This window comes from Streptomyces sp. NBC_00376 (genome assembly GCF_036077095.1).
Lineage (GTDB): Bacteria > Actinomycetota > Actinomycetes > Streptomycetales > Streptomycetaceae > Streptomyces.
The window spans coordinates 3,763,058-3,781,967 of sequence record NZ_CP107960.1; the positions used below are offsets into that span (position 1 = coordinate 3,763,058).

22 protein-coding genes are annotated in these 18,910 nt (G+C 71.6%); 11 read left to right on the forward strand and 11 right to left on the reverse strand.

What is annotated here, in order from left to right; translation table 11 throughout:
* Nucleotides 1–71: 71 nt before the first annotated feature.
* The 3 genes from OG842_RS16850 to OG842_RS16860 are packed head-to-tail and all read left to right on the forward strand — an operon-like array spanning nt 72 to nt 2,455.
* Nucleotides 72–1,220 carry a lipid-transfer protein gene (locus OG842_RS16850; RefSeq protein ID WP_266730549.1) on the forward strand — a complete coding sequence of 383 codons (1,149 nt, stop codon included), beginning with the start codon at nt 72–74 and terminating at the stop codon, nt 1,218–1,220.
* Nucleotides 1,221–1,234: 14 nt separating this feature from the next.
* Entirely contained in the window at nt 1,235–1,675 is a 441-nt protein-coding gene (locus tag OG842_RS16855) for a Zn-ribbon domain-containing OB-fold protein (RefSeq protein WP_266730551.1), read from the forward strand.
* Between the two features lie 6 nt (nt 1,676–1,681).
* Nucleotides 1,682–2,455, forward strand: a complete 774-nt coding sequence (locus tag OG842_RS16860) for an enoyl-CoA hydratase/isomerase family protein (RefSeq protein ID WP_266730553.1) — start codon at nt 1,682–1,684, stop codon at nt 2,453–2,455.
* Between the two features lie 16 nt (nt 2,456–2,471).
* On the opposite strand, the gene OG842_RS16865 is transcribed toward OG842_RS16860, so the two are convergent.
* Nucleotides 2,472–3,020, reverse strand: a complete 549-nt coding sequence (locus OG842_RS16865; protein WP_266730554.1) for a hypothetical protein — start codon at nt 3,018–3,020, stop codon at nt 2,472–2,474.
* Between the two features lie 158 nt (nt 3,021–3,178).
* On the opposite strand from OG842_RS16865, the gene OG842_RS16870 reads away from it, so the two are divergent.
* The gene (locus OG842_RS16870) at nt 3,179–3,880 is read left to right on the forward strand and encodes a hypothetical protein (RefSeq protein ID WP_328512664.1); all 702 of its coding nucleotides are present in this window, start codon (nt 3,179–3,181) and stop codon (nt 3,878–3,880) included.
* A 94-nt stretch (nt 3,881–3,974) separates the two neighbouring features.
* Here OG842_RS16870 and OG842_RS16875 read toward each other — a convergent pair whose 3' ends face one another.
* The gene (locus OG842_RS16875; protein ID WP_328512307.1) at nt 3,975–6,359 is read right to left on the reverse strand and encodes an outer membrane protein assembly factor BamB family protein; all 2,385 of its coding nucleotides are present in this window, start codon (nt 6,357–6,359) and stop codon (nt 3,975–3,977) included.
* A 161-nt stretch (nt 6,360–6,520) separates the two neighbouring features.
* On the reverse strand, nt 6,521–7,381 hold the full coding sequence (locus OG842_RS16880; RefSeq protein ID WP_266730556.1) for a VOC family protein: 861 nt from the start codon (nt 7,379–7,381) through the stop codon (nt 6,521–6,523).
* Between the two features lie 323 nt (nt 7,382–7,704).
* Between OG842_RS16880 and OG842_RS16885 the strand changes: the two genes are divergently transcribed.
* Entirely contained in the window at nt 7,705–8,352 is a 648-nt protein-coding gene (locus OG842_RS16885) for a TetR family transcriptional regulator (protein WP_124717053.1), read from the forward strand.
* A gap of 172 nt (nt 8,353–8,524) precedes the next feature.
* On the opposite strand, the gene OG842_RS16890 is transcribed toward OG842_RS16885, so the two are convergent.
* Both OG842_RS16890 and OG842_RS16895 read right to left on the reverse strand, forming a co-directional pair.
* A complete protein-coding gene (locus OG842_RS16890; protein ID WP_266730558.1) occupies nt 8,525–9,043 on the reverse strand; it encodes a nitroreductase family deazaflavin-dependent oxidoreductase in 519 nt (172 codons plus the stop codon).
* Complete coding sequence (locus tag OG842_RS16895) at nt 9,043–10,272, reverse strand: acyl-CoA dehydrogenase family protein (protein ID WP_266730560.1); 1,230 nt, start codon at nt 10,270–10,272, stop codon at nt 9,043–9,045. Before OG842_RS16895 ends, OG842_RS16890 begins: the two co-directional genes overlap by 1 nt.
* Before the next feature lie 164 nt (nt 10,273–10,436).
* Here OG842_RS16895 and OG842_RS16900 point away from each other — a divergent pair, with 164 nt between their 5' ends.
* The gene (locus tag OG842_RS16900; RefSeq protein ID WP_266730561.1) at nt 10,437–11,606 is read left to right on the forward strand and encodes a thiolase C-terminal domain-containing protein; all 1,170 of its coding nucleotides are present in this window, start codon (nt 10,437–10,439) and stop codon (nt 11,604–11,606) included.
* Nucleotides 11,607–11,624: 18 nt separating this feature from the next.
* Here the strand turns inward: OG842_RS16900 and OG842_RS16905 are convergent, their stop codons facing one another.
* Together OG842_RS16905 and OG842_RS16910 are read right to left on the reverse strand one after the other, a co-directional pair.
* On the reverse strand, nt 11,625–12,029 hold the full coding sequence (locus OG842_RS16905) for a type II toxin-antitoxin system VapC family toxin (protein ID WP_266730563.1): 405 nt from the start codon (nt 12,027–12,029) through the stop codon (nt 11,625–11,627).
* Nucleotides 12,022–12,300, reverse strand: a complete 279-nt coding sequence (locus OG842_RS16910) for a type II toxin-antitoxin system Phd/YefM family antitoxin (RefSeq protein WP_266730565.1) — start codon at nt 12,298–12,300, stop codon at nt 12,022–12,024. Before OG842_RS16910 ends, OG842_RS16905 begins: the two co-directional genes overlap by 8 nt.
* Before the next feature lie 85 nt (nt 12,301–12,385).
* On the opposite strand from OG842_RS16910, the gene OG842_RS16915 reads away from it, so the two are divergent.
* Nucleotides 12,386–13,066 (forward strand): pyridoxine/pyridoxamine 5'-phosphate oxidase, encoded by a 681-nt coding sequence (locus tag OG842_RS16915; RefSeq protein WP_266730566.1) that lies wholly within the window; start codon nt 12,386–12,388, stop codon nt 13,064–13,066.
* Nucleotides 13,067–13,187: 121 nt separating this feature from the next.
* On the opposite strand, the gene OG842_RS16920 is transcribed toward OG842_RS16915, so the two are convergent.
* Both OG842_RS16920 and OG842_RS16925 read right to left on the reverse strand, forming a co-directional pair.
* Entirely contained in the window at nt 13,188–13,376 is a 189-nt protein-coding gene (locus OG842_RS16920; protein WP_266730567.1) for a ferredoxin, read from the reverse strand.
* Between the two features lie 57 nt (nt 13,377–13,433).
* Entirely contained in the window at nt 13,434–14,627 is a 1,194-nt protein-coding gene (locus OG842_RS16925; RefSeq protein ID WP_266730569.1) for a cytochrome P450, read from the reverse strand.
* A 215-nt stretch (nt 14,628–14,842) separates the two neighbouring features.
* On the opposite strand from OG842_RS16925, the gene htpX reads away from it, so the two are divergent.
* The 4 genes from htpX to OG842_RS16945 all read left to right on the forward strand — a co-directional run bounded on the left by htpX (nt 14,843) and on the right by OG842_RS16945 (nt 17,920).
* Nucleotides 14,843–15,784, forward strand: coding sequence for a zinc metalloprotease HtpX (gene htpX, locus OG842_RS16930; protein WP_266730571.1), 942 nt, complete (start codon nt 14,843–14,845; stop codon nt 15,782–15,784).
* Between the two features lie 57 nt (nt 15,785–15,841).
* A complete protein-coding gene (gene pspAB, locus OG842_RS16935) occupies nt 15,842–16,426 on the forward strand; it encodes a PspA-associated protein PspAB (protein WP_266730572.1) in 585 nt (194 codons plus the stop codon).
* A gap of 93 nt (nt 16,427–16,519) precedes the next feature.
* Nucleotides 16,520–17,107, forward strand: a complete 588-nt coding sequence (locus OG842_RS16940) for a DUF1707 SHOCT-like domain-containing protein (protein WP_266730574.1) — start codon at nt 16,520–16,522, stop codon at nt 17,105–17,107.
* Nucleotides 17,108–17,221: 114 nt separating this feature from the next.
* Nucleotides 17,222–17,920 (forward strand): hypothetical protein, encoded by a 699-nt coding sequence (locus OG842_RS16945; protein ID WP_266730576.1) that lies wholly within the window; start codon nt 17,222–17,224, stop codon nt 17,918–17,920.
* Nucleotides 17,921–17,945: 25 nt separating this feature from the next.
* On the opposite strand, the gene OG842_RS16950 is transcribed toward OG842_RS16945, so the two are convergent.
* Nucleotides 17,946–18,365, reverse strand: a complete 420-nt coding sequence (locus OG842_RS16950) for a Zn-ribbon domain-containing OB-fold protein (RefSeq protein ID WP_266730578.1) — start codon at nt 18,363–18,365, stop codon at nt 17,946–17,948.
* Complete coding sequence (locus tag OG842_RS16955; protein ID WP_266730580.1) at nt 18,362–18,814, reverse strand: DoxX family membrane protein; 453 nt, start codon at nt 18,812–18,814, stop codon at nt 18,362–18,364. Before OG842_RS16955 ends, OG842_RS16950 begins: the two co-directional genes overlap by 4 nt.
* Nucleotides 18,815–18,910 lie beyond the last annotated feature (96 nt).

The following is an 18,910-nucleotide window of genomic DNA, read 5'->3' on the forward strand; positions in this document are numbered from 1 at the left end:
GTAGCTGACTATCCGTCAGATTAGCTGTAGCCTCAGCCGCTGTCAGCAGTCATGACGGCCTGGGAGGTGCGGTGACGGCACTCAAGGACGCGACGGCGATAGCCGGCATAGGACAGACGGCCTTCGCGAAACAACTGCCGGAATCCGAGAAGACCTTGGCCTGCCGGGCCATCGTCGCGGCGCTCGACGACGCGGGCATCGCCGCGTCGGAGGTGGACGGATTCGCCTCGTACACGATGGAGGAGACCGACGAGGTGGAGGTCGCCAAGGCCATCGGGGCCGGCGACGTCACCTTCTTCAGCAAGGTGGGGTACGGGGGCGGCGGCTCCTGCGCGACGATCGCGCATCTCGCCGCCGCCGTGGCGACCGGGCAGGCGAGCGTCGGCGTCGCCTGGCGGTCGCGGAAGCGGGGGTCGGGGCCCCGGCCCTGGAAGAACACCGCCGTGCAACTGCCCACCCCCGCCCAGTGGACCCGCCCGTACGGGCTGCTGCGGCCGGCCGACGAGATCGGGATGCTGGCGCGGCGGTACATGCACGAGTACGGGGCGACCCGCGACCACCTCTTCAACGTCGCCCTCGCCTGCCGCAACCGCGCCAACCAGAACCCGGACGCGATGATGTACGAACGGCCGCTGACCCGCGACATGTATATGACCTCGCGCTGGATCAGCGATCCGCTCTGCCTCTTCGACAACTGCCTGGAGACGGACGGTGCGCTGGCCTGCGTGATCGTCTCCGCCGAGCGGGCCCGTGACTGCCGGCAGAAGCCCGTCTACATCCACTCCGTCGCCCAGGGGCTGCCCGCCCAGCACCACGGGATGGTCAACTACTGGAACGACGACCCGCTCACCGGACCCGCCTGGACGGCCGCCCGGCAGCTGTGGAAGCAGGCCGACTTCGGCCCGGACGATGTCGATGTGGCGCAGATCTACGACGCGTTCACCCCGCTCATACCGCTCTCCCTGGAGGGCTACGGCTTCTGCGGGCGCGGCGAGGGCGCCGCGTTCACCGAGGGCGGGGCGCTGGAGAGCGGCGGGCGGCTGCCCATCAACACCGGGGGCGGCGGGCTCAGCGAGGCGTACGTGCACGGCTTCAACCTGATCAACGAGGGCGTCAAACAGCTGCGCGGCGTCTCCACCGCCCAGGTCCCGGACGCCGGGACGTGCCTGGTCACCGCCGGGGAGGGCGTTCCCACATCCGCCGTACTGCTGAGGAGCTGAGGGAGTTGACCGGGATGGACGGACTGCTGCTGCCCGTCGTGGACGAGGACGGCGCCCCCTTCTGGGAGTACGCGGCCCGCGGTGAACTCCGCGTCCAGGCGTGCGCCGCCCCCGAGTGCGGACGGCTCCGCTTCCCGCCGCGGCCGTGCTGCCCGCACTGCCAGTCCTTCGAGAGCGAGTGGCGGCCGATGAGCGGACGCGGCCGCATCTGGTCCTACGTACGGCCGCATCCGCCGCTGCTGCCCGCGTACGCCGCGCAGGCCCCGTACAACGCGGTGGTGGTCGAGCTGGCGGACGCCCCGCAGATCCGGCTGGTGGGGAACGTGGTGAGCGGTCCGGACGCCCCGCTGGACTCGGTCGATCCGGAGCGGCTGCGGATCGGTGCGCCGGTGCGGGCGGTGTTCTGCCCGGCCGGTTCCGGGGTCACGCTGGTGCGCTGGCTGCTGGAGAGGTGACGGGCGATGGCGCTGCGCACGGAGACGGACAAGGAGACCGGGGTCGCGCTCGTCACCCTCGACCGGCCCGCGAAGCACAACGCGATCGACCTGGCCACGGCCGCCGAACTGGCGGCCGCCTGGCGGGCGTTCCGCTTCGACGACGGGGTGCGGGCGGTGGTCCTCACCGGTGCGGGCGGCCGGGCCTTCTGCACCGGGATCGACCGGGGCGTGGACGTGCCGCAGCCCTCGTCCCCGTACACGATCGACGATCCGCTGCTCGCGATCGGGCCGAAGGCGAACGACCTGTGGAAGCCGGTGATCGCGGCCGTGGAGGGGATGGCCTGCGGCGGGGCGTTCTATCTGCTGGGCGAGTCGGAGTTCGTGATCGCGTCCGAGGAGGCGACGTTCTTCGACCCGCACACGACGTACGGCATGGTCAGCGCGTTCGAGGCGATCTCGATGGCGCAGCGGATGCCGTTCGGCGAGGTGGCCCGGATGTCGCTGATGGGGACGGCGGAACGGGTCTCGGCCCGCCGTGCGTACGAGACCGGCCTGGTCAGTGAGTTGACGGCGCCCGGCGGCGCGGTGGACGCGGCGCTGCGGGCGGCGGCCGTGATCGCCTCGTACCCGACCGGGGCGGTGCAGGGGACGGTACGGGCGGTGTGGTCCGCGCGGGAGGCGGCCAGGGCGCAGGCCATGGCCCACGCCCCGCACCTCGTCGCGCTCGGCAATCTGCCGCCGGAGCGGCAGGCCGAACTGTTCCGGGGGCGGGGCGCGGGCGAGTTCCGGACGCGTTGACGAACCGGCCGGCGGCTCAGTAGCTCAGCTCGGCGTCCACCCGGCAGTCCTTCACCTTGGAGACCTTGCGCGGGTTGTCCATCCGCACGGAGACGGTCTTGGTCTCGCCGCCCTCGGCGTCCACGGTCGCGTCACCGGTGTCGACGGTGTTGCCGCGTGCGTCGAGGAAGGTCACGTCGACCTCGTACGTGTGCGAGCCGGTGGCACCGGCGTCGGCGGTGAGCCTCACGGTGGAGGCGGTCACGGCCTTGCGCTTGCCCTTGCGGGGCTGGGCGCAGCGGACGACGTACGCCTCGGGCTCGTCGGACGCCGTGGCGGTCGGGGTCGGGGTGCCGTAGTCGGTGGAGCCGGAGGAGCTGCTCGACGAGTCGTAGTCATCGTCGTCGTAGTCGCTGCTGTGGTAACCGTTGTTGCTCTTCTTGGAATTGGAGCAGCCGCCGCCGCTGCTCGACCCGCTGCTCTTGCTCTTTCCGCTGCGGCCGCCGTGGCTGGAGGTCGAGAAGCCGGTGAGTGCGAGCACCACCACGACCAGTACCGCGGAAAGCTTTATGTGCTGCCGCATCATCGATGCAGCCCCCCTTGTGTTGTTGTCCGTTTCTGCAGTTGTCGAACGACCGTGCGTCACGCTAGCGCAAGGTGCGAGGGTGAGGGGCCGGGCGTAGCGTCGAGGCCTAGAGCGGTGCAGAGCTGTGACGCCGGTCCGTGGCACGCAGGAGGCCGATGATGATCCGCAACGTCCTCGGCTCGGTGCTCGCTCTCGTCGGAGCGGCGGCCGCCGTGCTGAGCCCCTTCCGTGACTGGTACGACGGTCGTCTTGGGCGTGATTACCGGGTCGCGGAGCTGTTCTCCGGAATCACCGCGAGCCGGCCCGGACCGCTGGACTCGATCCTGCTCGCGTTCCTCTTCGCCGCCCTGCTGACGGTGGCCGGTGTGGTGCTGCGGTCGCGGCTGCTGGTGGCGGCGGCGGGTGTGGTGGTGCTCGGGTTCACCGTGCTGTGGATGGTGCGCCAGGGGGAGTCGGCGGGCAGTCTGGCGATCGCGGGCGACGGTTCCGGGCTGGGGTGGGGCGTGGCCGAGGCCGCGGCGGGCGGGGTGCTGCTGCTGTTGGGCGCGGCGGTGATGCCGGGGCGGCACGGTGCCGGACGCCGGCTCGCCCGCAAGCGGCACGACCAGCCGTACACGGCGCCCGGCTCGGAGCACCCGGACACCTGGCCGCCGACGCAGGAGCCGGGGCCGTCCGTGCAGACGAGCACCCTGCCGGAGCCCGAGCCGGAGCTGTACACGGGGCCGGATCCGGCGGAACGGCACGGTCCGGGTCCGAGTCCGGGTCCGGGCCCGGACGGCCGGGACACGGCCCCGTATCCCGTCGCGCCGGACGAGGCCCCGGACAAGGCCCCGGATGCGGACGGGCGCCCGAACGGCTGAGGCCCTCCGTGCCCGGGGTTCCGTCCTCAAACGCCGGACGGGCCGGGTTTCGCTGCGGCCCGGCCTGATCCCGGACAGGCTGGATCTCGCCGCGCTACGCCCTGGCCCGGCTGCCCGTGCCCGTTCCCTTCAGCGCGTCCAGCGCGTACACGCAGCGGTCCTTGCTGCACGCGTACACGACACCGCCCTGCGCCACCGGCGAACCCGTGATCTCGCCGCCGGTCGCCAGCTTCCAGCGGAGCTGCCCGCCCGCCGCGTCCAGGGTGTACAGGACGTGGTCGGCGGAGCCGAAGTGGACCCGGCCGTCGGCGACCACCGGGGCGCCCACCACCTCGCCGCCCGCCGCGAACCGCCACTTCGGGGTGCCGGTGACCGCGTCGAGCGTGTACAGCGCGCTGCCGCTGCCGACATGGACGTTCCCGGCCGTCACCAGCACCGGTTCGATCGACTGGCGGGCCTCCGTGGCGATGCGCCAGCGGTCCTTGCCGGTCGAGGCGTCGATCGCGTACACCGTGCCGAGGTAGTCGGCGAGGTACACCCCGCCGCCGGTGACGGCGGGGCCCGGCGCGAAGGCGGGCGGGGAGAGGAAGACCGCGGGCGACTCGAAGTGCCAGCGCACATGACCGGACACGGTGTCCACGGCGAGGACCCGGGCCCCCGCGCTGACGTAGACGAAGCCGTCCGGCGCCGCGGTCACCCGGACCGGCACCCCGCCGCAGGAGGCGGCGTCGCCGATGGGGTACGACCAGCGCTCGATGCCGGTACGGGCGTCGACGGCGCGCAGCCGGGCGTCCTGCCAGAGGTAGACCGTGCCGTCGTGGATCGCGGGCCCGGCCTCCGCCGTCTCGAAGTCGGTCTGGACGCCGCCGCTCTCCCACAGCTTCTCGCCGGTGGACGCCTCCCACGCCTGGACGGCGCCGCCCCGGGTGCCGGTGACGACGGTGCCGCGTTCGGCCTTGAGGGAGTACACCCAGGCGTCCGTCTGGAGCCGCCACTGCTCGGCGCCGGTGGTCGCGTCCAGGGCGTACAGGGACGGCCCGTCGGAGGCGTGGATGCGGCCGCCCTCGACGGCCATCGCCCAGGCCACGTCGCGGGTCTTGAACTGGCGTCGCCCGTTGCCCACGTCCAGGGCATGCACCTCGAACGACGTGACGTAGAGGAGGTCCCCGGCGACGACGGGTGTCCCCCAGACGTCGTTGGACATCCGGAACCGCCAGGGCCGCCAGCGGTCCGGGCCCGGCGGCGGCTCCGGCGGCTGCGCGGGGCCGGGCACGGGCACAGCGGGCACGGCCGGGGCAATACCGTTCACTCCGGCGGGCGGGCGCACCCAGCCGGTCGCGGGGCCCGCGTCCGCGGTGGCCGTGGCGGTGGCCCGTACGTCCTGGGCCCGCGGGCCGGGGCCGATCGGCACCTTCGCGCCGGGCAGCCGCACCGGACCGCCCGCGTCGGGCGCGGGCACCGGTTCGGGGGCCTGCGGGCGCGGATCGGGTGCCTGGGAGCGCGGATCGGTGTGGGCGCGCCACCCGGGGTCGACGCTCGGCGGCGGTCCGGGCGGCTGGGCCGGGCCGGGTCCCACGGGCCTGCGTCCGCCGCGGCGCTGCTCGATCATCGCGGTGGCGGAGGTCGGCAGCCAGGCCGAGGCGGTGCCGCTGTCGTCGCTGCCGGAGGCGAAGAGGTGCGGGGCGAGCTGGGCCTGGAGGTCGGCGGGGGTGGGCCGCAGTCCGGCGTCCATCTGCATGCAGGACTCGATCAACGGCCGCAGCTCGCCGGGCAGGCCCTCCAGGTCGGGGCCCTCGCGCAGCAGCATGAAGACCGTCTCGACGGGGTTGGCGCCGTGGAAGGGCGCGTGGCCGGTGGCGGCGAAGACGAGGGTGGAGCCGAGCGAGAAGATGTCGCTGGCGCCGGTGACGCTGCGGGAGTCCCTGGCCTGCTCCGGCGACATGTAGGCGGGCGTGCCGACGGCGACGTTCGTCATGGTCAGCCGGGTGTTGGAGACCCCGGACGCGATCCCGAAGTCGATCACCCGGGGGCCGTCCTCGACGACGAGCACGTTCGAGGGCTTCATGTCGCGGTGGACCAGTCCCGCGCCGTGGATCGACTGGAGCGCCTCGGCGATACCGGCGGCCAGCCAGCGCACCGCCTGGACGGGCATGGGCCCGCACTCGCTCACTATCTCTTCCAGCGAGGGGGCCGGCACATAGGCGGTGGCCAGCCACGGCACGGCCGCACGCGGGTCCGCGTCCACCACCGCCGCCGTGTAGAAGCCGCTGACGGCGCGGGCGGCCTCCACCTCGCGCGTGAACCGGACCCGGAACAGCTGGTCCTCGGCGAGCTCCGTACGGACCGTCTTGATCGCCACGCGCCGGCCCGAAGCCGAGCGGGCGAGATAGACCAGCCCCATGCCGCCGGCACCGAGCCGTCCCAGCACCTCGAACGGGCCGATCCGCCTCGGGTCGTGCTGCGTCAGCTGCTCCACCACTTGCCCTGCCACCTCCCCGTACGAGCCTCAGGAACAGAAGCCCGCGAAAACCCGCCCTGTACGGCGTCTCACCACTGGGCACCACCCGGCGGTGCGCACCCCCGATTCTTCCTGGCTGAGGCCCTGGTTGCGAACCCGGGGGCGGATCGGGGTGTCACAGCTCACTCTGCCCCGTTCTCGGACACAGGGGGCTGAAGTACGGCGAACACGGCGCCCTGATCGTCCTGGAGGACGGCCATCCGCCCGACGTACGGGATGTCGAAGGGCGGTGCGGAGATGCGGCCGCCGAGGCGTACGGCGTTCCCGGCGGCGCGGTTGCAGTCCTCGACGGCGAAGTAGCTGAGGAAGTAGCTGGGCATCTCCGCCGGGAACGCGTCGGTGATGACGCTGCGTCCGCCGACCGCGGTGTCCGGACCGGGCTCGGTGCCCGCCGGGGACCACATGCGGAAGCCCGACGACTCCGCCTCGTCCGCGCCGGTGTCGTCGGGTGCCACGTCGGAGTCGTCGAGGTCGGCGCCCTGGGAGAGGTCGGTGCCCTGGAAGCCGAAGACCTCTTCGTAGAAGGCGTCCACCCGGCCCTTCTGCCGGGTGTGGACCTCGGTCCAGCAGAAGGAACCGGGTTCGTTCCGCTTCTGGAACCCCTCGCGGTCACCGGCCTGCCAGAGTCCGAAGACCGCCCCGCCGGGGTCGGCCGCCTGGGCGAGCACCCCGGCCCGGCCGGCCCGGACCGGCTCGGTGATCACCTGGCCGCCCGCCTCCCTGATCCGGGCGACGGACGCGGCGATGTCGTCGGTGGAGAAGTAGATCCCCCAGGCGGTGGGCATCCGGCCGTCCTTCTTGGCGGCGAGCGCGGCGACGAGCTTGCCGCCGCTGTAGGCGTCCGCGTACGGCCCTTCGCCGTGCGGCCCTTCACCGGCCCGGAAGGTCCAGCCGAACAGCTCGCCGTAGAAGCGCTTGCCCGCTTCCAGGTCGGGCAGCTGCACATCCACCCAGCACGGCGCGGATCGCGCGAATGCGGCCATGGGCCCGGGTCCTTCCGTGATCCCGCATCGTTCACGGGTCGTGACAGTGACACTCGTCACAGCAAACGTAACCACGCATCGCCCGCAGCGCGCCCCGACCCCTCCACATCGAACTCATTTTCGAAGAATCCCGACGGAAGCGCTCCATACCCGCGGCATCACGGAAAGTTATCCACGGAAGTTATCCACAGGCTGTTGATAAGACTTATCGCTCCGTGGTGCGCATGCGTCGAAATCCGGCCACTCCCCCCGCCGCGTCTGCGGTGATCCCCATTTGCAGTCGGCCGAATCGCGCTCGGATCACCCCTCGGTAAGCTGACGGCATGACAGGACAAGTGCGCACCGTCGACGGCCGCGTGGCCGGTCGACGCGGACAGGCGACGCGGCAGAAGCTGCTCGACTGCCTCAGCGAGATGCTCAGCTCCTCGCCGTACCGGGACGTCAAAGTCATCGACGTCGCCCGGAAGGCGGGGACTTCACCCGCGACCTTCTACCAATACTTCCCCGACGTCGAGGGCGCCGTCCTCGAAATCGCCGAGGAAATGGCCAAGGAGGGCGCCGGGCTGACCGAACTGGTCGCCGGCCGCTCCTGGGTCGGCAAGGCCGGCTGGCAGACGGCCGAGGAACTCGTCGAGGGATTCCTCGACTTCTGGCGGCATCACGACGCGATCCTGCGCGTGGTCGACCTCGGTGCGGCCGAGGGCGACAAGCGGTTCTACAAGATCCGCATGAAGATCCTGAACTCGGTCACCAACTCGCTCACCGACTCGGTGAAGGAGCTCCAGGCCAAGGGCAAGGTCGACAAGGAGGTCAGCGCCGCCGCGATGGCGGGCTCACTGGTCGCGATGCTGGCCGCCGTCGCCTCGCACCAGAAGGGCTTCACGACCTGGGGTGTGAAGCAGGCCGAACTCAAGCCGAACCTCGCCCTGTTGGTGCATCTGGGCATCACCGGAAAGAAGCCCACGAGGTAGCACAGGCGCCGACGGCCCCTCCCCCACCGGGTTTCGCGCGGCCGTCCCGGGCGCCCCAGGTCCTGTCTCACCGACGGCGGGCCACGCATGTGGTCCGCCGTCGGTGCACCCGGACCGCTCTCACGACGCCCGGACCTTCCCCCACTGCCGGTACCCACCGGCACCCCCGGCATCAGGGCGCGGCGTCACCCCTCTCGCGCAGCCTGAAGAGCCGGATCTCCCGCTCCACCCGCGCCTGGTAAGTCGCGTACGGCGGCCAGAACTTCAGCGCCGCCCGCCACACCTCTTCCCGTTCCTCGCCCTCCAGCAGCGTGGCGTGCACCGGAACGTCCCGGCCCTGCCAGTTGACGACCGCCTTGTCGGGACCGGCCAGCAGATTCGCGGTCCAGGCCGGATGCCCCGTGCGGCCGAAGTTGCTGCCGACCAGGATCCAGCTCTGCTCCGTCCCCTTCTCGGGCATACAGGCCAGCGGATTCTCGGGCATACAGGCCAGCGGAGTGGTTCTGAGCTGCCCGCTCCGCGCCCCCGGCACCGTCAGGATCAGCCCGGGCAGCATCCGGGAGCTGAGCAGCACCTTGCCGCGCGTGAGCCGGTGCACCGCACGGTCCATGGCGGGCACGACATGCGGGGCGACCTTCGCGAACGCGCGAGTGGAGGAGACCTTCTGGATCAGCCGGGTGCCGGGCGCCATCAGACCGCCACCCGCTCGGACGGGGCGGACGAGCCGGCCGGGGCGGACGGGGCCGGTCCCGCGAACAGTCCGGCCAGCTGCGCCGCGTGGTCCCGGAGCCGGTGGACGGGGCCGAAGAGCAGTTCGTCGGCGGCGGCCCGTTTGAAGTACAGATGCGCCTCGTGCTCCCAGGTGAAGCCGAGTCCGCCGTGCAGCTGGACGGCCTCGGCGGTGGTGATCCGGAGCGCCTCCAGGGCCTGGGCCAGGGCGAGCCCCCCGGCGTCGGCCGGGTCCCAGGCCGCGTAGTACGCGGCGGAACGGGCCGCCTGCACCTGTACGTAGAGATCCGCCAGGCGGTGCTTCACGGCCTGGAAGGAGCCGATCGCCCGGCCGAACTGCTCGCGCGCCTTGACGTACTCGACCGTCCGCTCCAGCGCGCTGCCCGCCGCCCCCACCGCCTGGGCGGCGAGCAGCGCGGCGACCGGGTGTCCGGCCGAGGCGAGCGCTCCGGTCACGTCGGCGGTGTCGTCGGCGCCGAGGAGTTCGGCCTCGGTGTCGCGGAGTTCGATCCGGGCCAGCGGGCGGGTCTCGTCGAGCGAGGTCCGGCGGGCGCGGACGACTCCGGCCGCCGCGTCCGGACGGACCAGGAAGAGGAGCGTGCGGCTGCGCGGGAAGCCCCCGGCGTGGGCCGCGACCAGGAGCAGTTCGGCGCTGTGCCCGTCGAGGACCTGCGCGGCCTCCCCGTACAGCCGCCAGCCCCCGTCCCCGGCGCCCGGCCTGGCCTGCACTCCGCCTGCCCGGCCGCCGCCCGCCCAGGAGCCGTCGGTGGGGTCGCCGGTGAGGCCGAGTGCGGTGGCGAGCGAGCCGCCGGGTACGGCCAGGGTCGCGGTCAGTTCACCGGCCGCGATGCGGGGCAGCAGGGCGGTGCGCTGGGCGTCGGTGCCGAGTGCGGCGATCAGGGGCGCGGCGAGCACGGCGGTGGCGATCAGCGGCGAGGGCAGCAGGGCGCGGCCGGTCTCCTCGCAGGCGACGGCGAGCTCGGTGAGGCCGCAGCCGACGCCCCCGTACTCCTGCGGGAGCGCGAGTCCGGGCAGCCCGAGGTCCTGGGCGAGCCTTCGCCACAGGGCCGCGTCGTACCCGTCGGCGGTCCGTACGGCGCTCCTGACGTCGTCGGGTGCGCAGTGTTCGGCGAGCAGTTCGCGCAAGGTGCGGCGGATCTCGTCCTGTTCCGCGGTGAAGGCGGCATCCATCGTCGGACTCCTTCCCCTCGGAGGCCTCCGGCCTCCGATCTGACGGTGCGTCATGCTAGGGGCGAATTCACCAGATGCCCAGAGTCGCGCACGGGAGGGAGCCGGAAGATCCCCACCCCGCCGGACGGTCTCCCGCCAAGCAGATCTGATGTACCGTCAGATTCATGCCTTCTTCCCACCGCAAGGTCGCTGTCGTCGGCATATCCCTCGCCGACTGCGGGCGCGTCGACACGGCCACGCCGTACGCCCTGCACGCCCAGGCCGCCCGCCGGGCGCTGGCCGATTCGGGGCTGGAGAGGTCCGTCGTCGACGGTTTCGCCTCCGCCGGACTCGGCACGCTCGCACCGGTCGAGGTCGCCGAGTACCTGGGACTGAAGCCCACCTGGGTGGACTCCACCTCGGTCGGCGGCTCGACCTGGGAGGTGATGGCGGCCCACGCGGCGGAAGCCATCGCGGCGGGACGCGCCAACGCCGTACTGCTGGTGTACGGGTCGACGGCGCGCGCGGACATCAAGGCGGGCCGTCGGACCTCCAACCTCTCCTTCGGCGCGCGCGGCCCGCTCCAGTTCGAAGTGCCGTACGGGCATTCGCTGATCGCCAAGTACGCGATGGCCGCCCGCCGCCACATGCACGAGTACGGGACGACCCTGGAGCAGCTCGCCGAGGTCGCGGTCCAGGCGCGGGCGAACGCGGCGGCCAACCCGGACGCGATGTTCCGGGACCCGGTCACGGTGGACGACGTGCTGTCGGGGCCGATGATCGCGGACCCGTTCACCAAACTGCACTGCTGCATCCGCAGCGACGGCGGCTGCGCGGTGCTGCTGGCCGCCGAGGAGTACGTACCGGACACGGCGAAGGCGCCGGTGTGGATCCTCGGCACGGGCGAGCACGTCTCGCACTCCACCATGTCGGAGTGGGACGACTTCACGGTCTCCCCGGCGGCGGTCTCGGGCCGGCTGGCGTTCGCGCGGGCCGGGGTGCGGCCCTCGGACATCGACCTCGCCGAGATCTACGACGCGTTCACCTACATGACCCTGGTGACGCTGGAGGACCTGGGTTTCTGCGCGAAGGGCGAGGGCGGCGCGTTCGTGGAGAAGGGCCGGACCGGGCTGACCGGCGAGCTCCCGGTGAACACCGACGGCGGCGGCCTGTCCGCCTGCCACCCCGGGATGCGCGGGCTGTTCCTGCTGGTGGAGGCGGTACGCCAGCTCCGCGGCGAGGCGGGCGAACGCCAGGTACGCAAGGCCGGCGGCCGGCTACCGGAACTGGCGGTGGCCTCGGGCACGGGCGGCTGGTTCTGCTCCTCGGGAACGGTGGTGCTGGGGCGGGGGTGAGGGGGCGGCCGGGGCCGGTCACACCGGGACGACGGTGAGCGCGCCCTCCAGCCCCTTGAAGTCGGCCGCGTTGCGCGTGTAGAGCGGCAGCCCCCTGACCGAGGCGATGGACGCGATCATCAGGTCCATGCGCCGGGGCCGCGGATCACGCCGGGCGGCGATCACCAGCGCCACCAGGCTCCCGTAGCGGGCGGCGGCGTCCCCGTCGAAGGGAAGCGGCTCGAAGTCGGCGACCGCGGCGCCGAGTTTCTCCATCCGGGCCACCCGCACGCCGGGATCCCGGGCCATCGCCACACCCTGCTGGAGCTCGGCCATCGTCACGGCGGTGAGCGCCGGGAGGACCGGCAGATCCTCGGCACGAAGCAGATCGAGGTCGATGTACGTGCAGGTGTCGAGCACGCCCGCGGCATGTCGTTCAGCCACGCTCGCGCTCCCACGGGTCCTCGTCCCCGACCCGGTCCTCGGCTCCGAAGAGCGCATCGGCCTCGCGGCGCATCTGCTCGCCGTCCACACGGGGCAGCCGGCGGTGCCTGGCCACCAGCTCTTCGGAGCTCAGCTGCCGTTTCCGGGTCAGCGGCCGCAGTTCGGCGACCTCTATTCCGTTGCGGGTGATGTGAAAGACCTCGCCCGCCTCCACGGCGTTCATGACTTCGGCGGAGTTGTTCCGGAACTCGCGCTGGGTGATGGTCTTCATGCCACCAGGGTAGCCCTGCGTGTCCCGCTGCGCTACAGCGATCGTCTCGTCCGCCCCGTACGGTGCCGTGCGCTGCAATGGGGGGATGACCGACGCACACCAGAGCTTCCTGGACCTCCTCCATGCCCAGCGCGTCTGGGACGTGGAGCTTCCCGGCTTCGACCCGGCCGCCGCGCCCCCGGACCCGCTTCCCCTCTTCCGCAGCTGGTTCGCCGAGGCGGTGGCCGCCGGACAGGTGGAGCCGCACACCATGTCGCTGGCCACCGTGGACGCCGAGGGCCACCCCGATGTGCGGACGGTGATGCTGCACGACGCGGACGAGCGCGGCTGGCACTTCGCCACCCATCGCACCAGTGCGAAGGGCCGCCAGCTCGCCGCCCGGCCGTATGCGGCGCTCGGCTTCTACTGGCCGGTGCAGGGCCGGCAGGTACGGGTGCGGGGGCCGGTCACCGCTTGCGCGCCCGACGAGAGCCTGGCCGATCTGCACGCCCGCTCGACCGGCGCGCTCGCATCCGCGCTGACCGGGTCGCAGAGCGAGGTGCTGGGCTCGCTGGAGGAGCTGACCCGCACCGCCGACGCCGCCTGGGAACGGGCACGGGCCGAGCCGGACGCGGAGGTGACGAGCTGGACCCGGTACGTGGCCGAGGCCCGGGAGGTCGAGTTCTTCCAGGGCGACGCGGCACGCCGGCACGTACGGCTGCGCTACCGCAGGCAGGACGCGGCCGGGAACGACGCGGCCTGGACCCGGGAGCTGCTCTGGCCGTGAGGCCCGCGCCCCGCCCCCACCCGTGCCGGCCTGTACCCGCCTGCGCCGGCGCGTGCCCGCCCGTACCCGTGCACGCCCGTGCCCGCGCGGTACCTGCCGCACGGGCACGGGCGGCGGTCCGTCAGTCCAGGGTGATCGCCTGCACCGGGCAGACCCGGACGGCCTCCTTCACGGTGGCGCCGTCGAGGGCCTCCTCGTAGCCGGGCAGCAGTTCGCTGAACCCGTCGTCGTCCTGGGTGAACACCTTCGGCGCGGTGAGCGCGCACTGGCCCGCGCCGATGCACCGGTCCTTGTCGATACTGATCCGCATTCCGGCAGATCCTTCCGCTCGCATTCCGATCACCATGTTCCGATCAGCACGTTTCGATCACCAGGTCACGGGGAGTTCGAACAGCCCCTGAATGGTGTCACCGGGCTTGAACGGGATTTCTTCCGCGGGTACCGCGAGCCGCAGACCGGGGAGACGGTCGAAAAGCGCGGGCAGCGCGATCTCCAGTTCGGCCCGTGCCAGATTCTGGCCCAGGCACTGATGGATTCCGAACCCGAAAGCGACGTGATTGCGCGCGTTCCGGCCGAGGTCCAGCTCGTCCGGTGACGGATAAACGGCCTCGTCCCGGTTGATCACCGCCGTGGTCAGGATGACACCGTCCCCCGCGTGAATGGTCACCCCGCCGATCTCGATGTCCTCGACGGCCACCCGGGAAATCCCGTCGGCGATGGACAGGAAGCGGAGCAGTTCCTCGACCGCCGAACCCATCAGCCCCTCGGACTCACGCATCCGGGCCAGCTGATCGGGATGCTGGAGCAGTGTGAACGTACCGAGCGAGATCATGTTCGCGGTCGTCTCGTGCCCGGCGACGAGCAGGATCTGGGCCAGCCGCACCAGCTCGTCGTGGTCCACGCCCCCGGTCTCCAGCTGCTTGACGATGAGCTCGTCCAGCAGCCCTTCGCCCGGAGCGGCCCGCTTCTGCTCGATCAGCACCCGGAAGTAGTCGTCCAGCTCGTCCCGCGCCGCCTCGACATCCGCGGCCGCCGGACCGCGGAGCAGCTTGCGCGACTGCGCCTCGAAGAACTCGTGGTCCTCGTAGGGCACCCCGAGCAGGGCGCAGATGACCATGGACGGTACGGGCAGGGCGAAGGCGTCGACCAGATCGGTCGGCGGGCCTTGCTCGGCCATCGCGTCGAGCAGTCGGTCCACGGTCTCCTGGATCTGCGGCCGGAGCGCGGCCGTCCGCTTGACCGTGAAGCTCGGGATCAGCATCCGGCGCTGGGCGTTGTGCTCCGGGTCGTCGACCCCGAGCAGTTCCACGCGGCGCAGGGTGCTCGCGGCCAGCCGCTCGGCGAAGAACGGGAACGCGGGGTTCTCCCGGTCGGACGAGAGCCTCTGGTCCACCAGGAGCGAACGCGCCTCGGCGTGCCCGGTCACCAGCCACACCATGCGGCCGTCGAAGAGTTTGGCGGGAGACACGGGCCGCTGCCCCCGGTGCTCGCGATATCCCGTCGGCGGGTTGTAGGGACAGGTGCGGTTCTGCGGAAAGGAGATGGTCTCGGCATCTGCCATGGCGGACCTCGCAAAGAGAGGGGGGAGTCCTGCTCGATCTCCCGCCACTAGATGCCTCGGGCACCTAATGGGTCTAGGTGATGTTCGGCCAAATGTCCTCGGGAAGATCCATTCTCCGCCCGCCTGACCAGGTGGGCATTTCGAGCCACCCGATCGCCTCCGCGCTCCTTTCGAAAGGAGCAATATGGAAGGCATCAGGCGGACTGGAGGCGAAAATGAGCCGAACCCTTTCCCGTACCCGCGCCGGCGCGCGTCCCCGTTCCCGTTACGCCCCCGACAGCGGGTTGACCACGCGCATGGTCGGCACCATGTTCCTGATCGGCCTGCTGTACGTGGTGCTCGTGGGCGTGCTGCTCGCCGTGCTGCGCGGCGCCTGGCCGATCATTCTGATCCTCGTCGGTGGCATGTTCATCGCGCAGTTCTGGTTCAGCGACCGCATCGCGGCGTTCAGCATGGGCGCCCATGAGGTCACCCCGGAGGAGGCGCCCGAGCTGCACGGTGCCGTCGACCGGATCTGCGCCCTTGCCGACATGCCGAAACCACGCGTGGCGATCGCCCGGAGCGACGTACCGAACGCCTTCGCGACGGGCCGCAGCGAGAAGACCGCCCTCGTCTGCGCCACCACCGGTCTGCTGCGCAGACTCGATCCCCCGGAGCTGGAGGGTGTGCTCGCGCACGAGATGTCGCACGTGGCGCACCGCGATGTCGCCGTCATGACGATCGCCTCGTTCCTCGGCGTGCTCGCCGGCGTCATCACCCGCGTCGCCCTGTGGGGCGGGCTCTCCCGCAACAGTCGCAGCAATGACCCAGTCGGCATCGCGATCATGCTGATCCCGCTGGTCAGCGCGGTCGTGTACGCCCTGAGCTTCCTGCTGACCCGGCTGCTCTCCCGCTACCGCGAGCTCTCCGCCGACCGCACCGCCGCCCTGCTCACCGGCCGCCCCTCCGCACTCGCCTCCGCCCTCACCAAGGTGACCGGCCAGATGGCCCGTATCCCGACCGAGGACCTGCGGAAGGCGGAGCCGTACAACGCCTTCTACTTCGTCCCCGCGTTCTCCTCCAAGGAGAGCCTGAGCCGGCTGCTCTCCTCCCACCCGACCCTCGAACAGCGCCTCGACCAGCTGGCCCGCATCTCCGCCGACCTCGCCCGTCCGTGAGCAACGCCCGATGCGAAGCCGATACGGCACCCGAAGCGACGCCCGGAGGAACGCCCCATGGGTCTTCTCGACACCATCCTCGGCCGCAGCAAGCCGGTCCGCCCCGACCTCGACCAGCTCTTCGCCGTACCCTCCGCCGCCCTCACCCTCCAGGCGGGCGCGGGCTTCACACCGACCGGTCTCGGCTCGGTCTGCTTCGCGGAGGTCGAGGGCGGCACCTTCGCCCGCGTCCAGCAGGACGTACGAGAACTGCTCGACGCCGACACCGGCCGCGGCGGAATCCCGGTGGAGTTCAGCCAGGACGCGTACGGCTACACCTGGCTGCTCTCCCGCCGCCCGGCCGATGACACCGCCGCCCTGGTCAACGACCTGCACGCGGTCAACACCCTGCTCCAGGACGGCGGGTTCGGCCCGCACCTGCTCTGCTCCCTGATCGGCTTCCGCGATGCGCGGGACCGTCCGCTGGCCCTGGTCTACCTCTACAAGCGCGGCACGTTCTACCCGTTCGCACCCCTGCCCGGCGGTGTGGAGAGGCGGGACAACCAGCTGGAGTTGCAGGTCAGAGCGGTGCTCGGCGACGACCTGCGGGTGGAGAAGGACCTGGCCCGGTGGTTCCCGGTGTGGGGGGCACCGGGGCTGTGACGCGGACAGAGAAAAGACCGTGGGAAAGCGAGGGAAAAGAGCGGGGAAGGGACGGGGAGGCCCTGCGCGACACCCGCCCGTATCATCGCTTCCATGACTGCTGAGCCCGCCCGTTCCGCCGCCCGTATGCGCGCTTCGGATGCCGATCGCGAGGCGGTGGTCGAGCAGTTGCGCGAGGCGGCGGCCGAGGGCCGCATCGACATGGACGAGCTGGACACCCGGCTCGGGGCGGCGCTCTCCGCCAAGACCTACGCCGAACTCGCGCCCCTCACCGAGGACCTGGTCCCCATCGAGGTGGCCACCGGTGAACCGCTGGTCCTCAAGGGCGGCATGCACGGCGCGACGCGCTCGGGTGTCTGGAAGGTTCCCCCGGTGATACGCGCCCAGGGCGGCATCGGCGGCGTCCGGATCGACTTCACCCGCGCCGAGTGCCGGCTGCGCGAGATCTCGCTGGAAGTGCGCGGCGAGATGGCCGGGGTGAAGATCGTGATCCCGGAGGGCTGGACCGTACACACCGACAGTCTGGACCTGGGGATCGGCGGTCTGAAGGACAAGACCAGCGACGCGCGGACCCCCGGCGCCCCGCTCCTCCGGCTGACGGGCTCCTGCGGCATGGGCGGTGTGGTCGTACGCCACCCGAACTTCCGCGAACGGCGCAAGCTGCGCAGCATCGAGCCCTGAGTCGCGCCGATCCGCACCGGCACCCCGGTGCGGATCAACTGAGTACGCATACCTACTCCTTGCGGGTGACCGCGCCCATCCGGCGCCCTCCGCCGAGGGCATACCGTCCCCCGTATGCCCGACGAGACCGCACCCACCGACGCCACCCCCGACCCCGCCCCGGCCGGGTCCAGGTCCCCCTCTTCCGTTCTCGGGGCCCTCGGATGCGGCTGCGTCGCGCTCCTCGTCGTCCCCGTTGTCGTTCTGGTCGTCCTGCTCTCAGGGGGCCTTTCGGGGTCGACGGACTTTCCCCGGACCGCGCCCGAGAAGATGGCGGACCGCGCCTTCCAGCGCTCCCAGGAGGCGTACGACCTCATGGGGTTCACGCGCACCGTGCGGCCGGGGGTCGAGAAGATCGGCGTCAGCACGGAGAACACGCTGAGCTCGGGCTACTGCTACGACGGGGGTCTGCTCGGGCTGGAGGACAAGACCGTCGACGGCGCCTACCGGATGAGCCACAGCTGGGCGCTGGACCACGTGCCCGCGAACCAGGCCGTCTCCGGCCACCGCCGACTGCACCGGCAGCTCAAGGACGACGGCTGGGAGGTCACGTCCTACCGCGAGGGCGGGAAGAGCAAGTCCTGGGATCTGTACGTCCAGCGGGACGACGGCTCCGAGCGGATGTCCTTCATCTGGTACCCGGACCGGGAGTACTTCACCGGCGGTACCTCCGTGCCCTGCGCCTACGACCCCGAGTGGGAGAGCGGCGACACCGGCCTCCCTGGGGACGACCAGAGCCCGCCCGCTCTCGGCCCCGCGCAGCGGAAGAAGTAGGGCGGGCCCGTCCGGCGAAGCGCGCTCAGCGGTCCCCGGGGTGGAAGACCGGGACGGCCTCCTCCCCCTCCTCCTGCCGGAAGGTCACCCGCAGCGCCATGCCGATGGCGAGCGCGGACTCCTCGCACCCCACGACCTCCGTCATCATCCGCGGCCCCTCCGCCAGGTCGACCACGGCGGCGACGTACGGGACGCGGGCGCCGAACGGCGGCAGGTCGTTGCGGTGGACGACGGACCAGGTGTAGAGCGTGGCGTCCCCGCTCGCCCGCTCCCAGGCGCAGTCCTCGCTCCAGCAGTGCGGGCAGAACTCGCGCGGGTAGTGGTGCGCGCGCCCGCAGTCGTGACAGCGGCGCAGCAGCAACCGCCCCCGGGCGGCGGCGTCCCAGTACGGGCGGGTGAAGGCGTCGGGCTCGGGAAGGTCGAAACGTACGGCGGCCGCGGTCACAGGAAGAGTCCGATCGCGTTGTCGAGGGACCAGGTCTGCCAGGCCATAGCGAACAGCGCGACGAGCGAGATGAGCGCCATCATCGCGTTCTGTCCCTGCTCGGCCCAGTCGTGGATCATCAGCACCAGATAGAGCAGGTTGAGCAGGAGCCCCGCGACCAGCGCGACCGGGGTGAGGAATCCGACGACCAGGCCGAGTCCCAGGGCGAGTTCGGCGTACACGACGACGTATGCCATGACCTTGGGGCGCGGGGCGACGATCTTCTGGAATCCGGTGCGTACGACCGGCCAGCGGTGCTTGCCCGCGACATCCGCGGCCCAGGCGATGCCCGTTCCGCGCTCGAACCAGCCCTTCTTGTCCTTGTGCCGCCAGCTCTCCAGCCACCACAGGCCGAGGCCTATCCGGAGAACGGCGAGCCACTCGGCTCCGCCGAGCCAGATCGTCTGCATGGGGCCTCCGTTCGCTGAATCTGACGGTACGTCAGTTCACCCGATGGCAGGCAACTCGCGCAAGAGGTGCGCAAGGAGTGGACAAGAGACGGGTGA

What these genes read in the sequence shown, in the direction of transcription:
- OG842_RS16855 (WP_266730551.1), top strand. Translation starts at nt 1,235, where the DNA reads ATGGACGGACTGCTGCTGCCCGTCGTGGACGAGGACGGCGCCCCCTTC.
- OG842_RS16860 (WP_266730553.1), top strand. Translation starts at nt 1,682, where the DNA reads ATGGCGCTGCGCACGGAGACGGACAAGGAGACCGGGGTCGCGCTCGTC.
- OG842_RS16865 (WP_266730554.1), bottom strand. Translation starts at nt 3,020, where the DNA reads ATGATGCGGCAGCACATAAAGCTTTCCGCGGTACTGGTCGTGGTGGTG.
- OG842_RS16870 (WP_328512664.1), top strand. Translation starts at nt 3,179, where the DNA reads ATGATCCGCAACGTCCTCGGCTCGGTGCTCGCTCTCGTCGGAGCGGCG.
- OG842_RS16880 (WP_266730556.1), bottom strand. Translation starts at nt 7,381, where the DNA reads ATGGCCGCATTCGCGCGATCCGCGCCGTGCTGGGTGGATGTGCAGCTG.
- OG842_RS16885 (WP_124717053.1), top strand. Translation starts at nt 7,705, where the DNA reads ATGACAGGACAAGTGCGCACCGTCGACGGCCGCGTGGCCGGTCGACGC.
- OG842_RS16890 (WP_266730558.1), bottom strand. Translation starts at nt 9,043, where the DNA reads ATGGCGCCCGGCACCCGGCTGATCCAGAAGGTCTCCTCCACTCGCGCG.
- OG842_RS16895 (WP_266730560.1), bottom strand. Translation starts at nt 10,272, where the DNA reads ATGGATGCCGCCTTCACCGCGGAACAGGACGAGATCCGCCGCACCTTG.
- OG842_RS16900 (WP_266730561.1), top strand. Translation starts at nt 10,437, where the DNA reads ATGCCTTCTTCCCACCGCAAGGTCGCTGTCGTCGGCATATCCCTCGCC.
- OG842_RS16910 (WP_266730565.1), bottom strand. Translation starts at nt 12,300, where the DNA reads ATGAAGACCATCACCCAGCGCGAGTTCCGGAACAACTCCGCCGAAGTC.
- OG842_RS16915 (WP_266730566.1), top strand. Translation starts at nt 12,386, where the DNA reads ATGACCGACGCACACCAGAGCTTCCTGGACCTCCTCCATGCCCAGCGC.
- OG842_RS16920 (WP_266730567.1), bottom strand. Translation starts at nt 13,376, where the DNA reads ATGCGGATCAGTATCGACAAGGACCGGTGCATCGGCGCGGGCCAGTGC.
- OG842_RS16925 (WP_266730569.1), bottom strand. Translation starts at nt 14,627, where the DNA reads ATGGCAGATGCCGAGACCATCTCCTTTCCGCAGAACCGCACCTGTCCC.
- htpX (WP_266730571.1), top strand. Translation starts at nt 14,843, where the DNA reads ATGAGCCGAACCCTTTCCCGTACCCGCGCCGGCGCGCGTCCCCGTTCC.
- pspAB (WP_266730572.1), top strand. Translation starts at nt 15,842, where the DNA reads ATGGGTCTTCTCGACACCATCCTCGGCCGCAGCAAGCCGGTCCGCCCC.
- OG842_RS16940 (WP_266730574.1), top strand. Translation starts at nt 16,520, where the DNA reads ATGACTGCTGAGCCCGCCCGTTCCGCCGCCCGTATGCGCGCTTCGGAT.
- OG842_RS16945 (WP_266730576.1), top strand. Translation starts at nt 17,222, where the DNA reads ATGCCCGACGAGACCGCACCCACCGACGCCACCCCCGACCCCGCCCCG.
- OG842_RS16955 (WP_266730580.1), bottom strand. Translation starts at nt 18,814, where the DNA reads ATGCAGACGATCTGGCTCGGCGGAGCCGAGTGGCTCGCCGTTCTCCGG.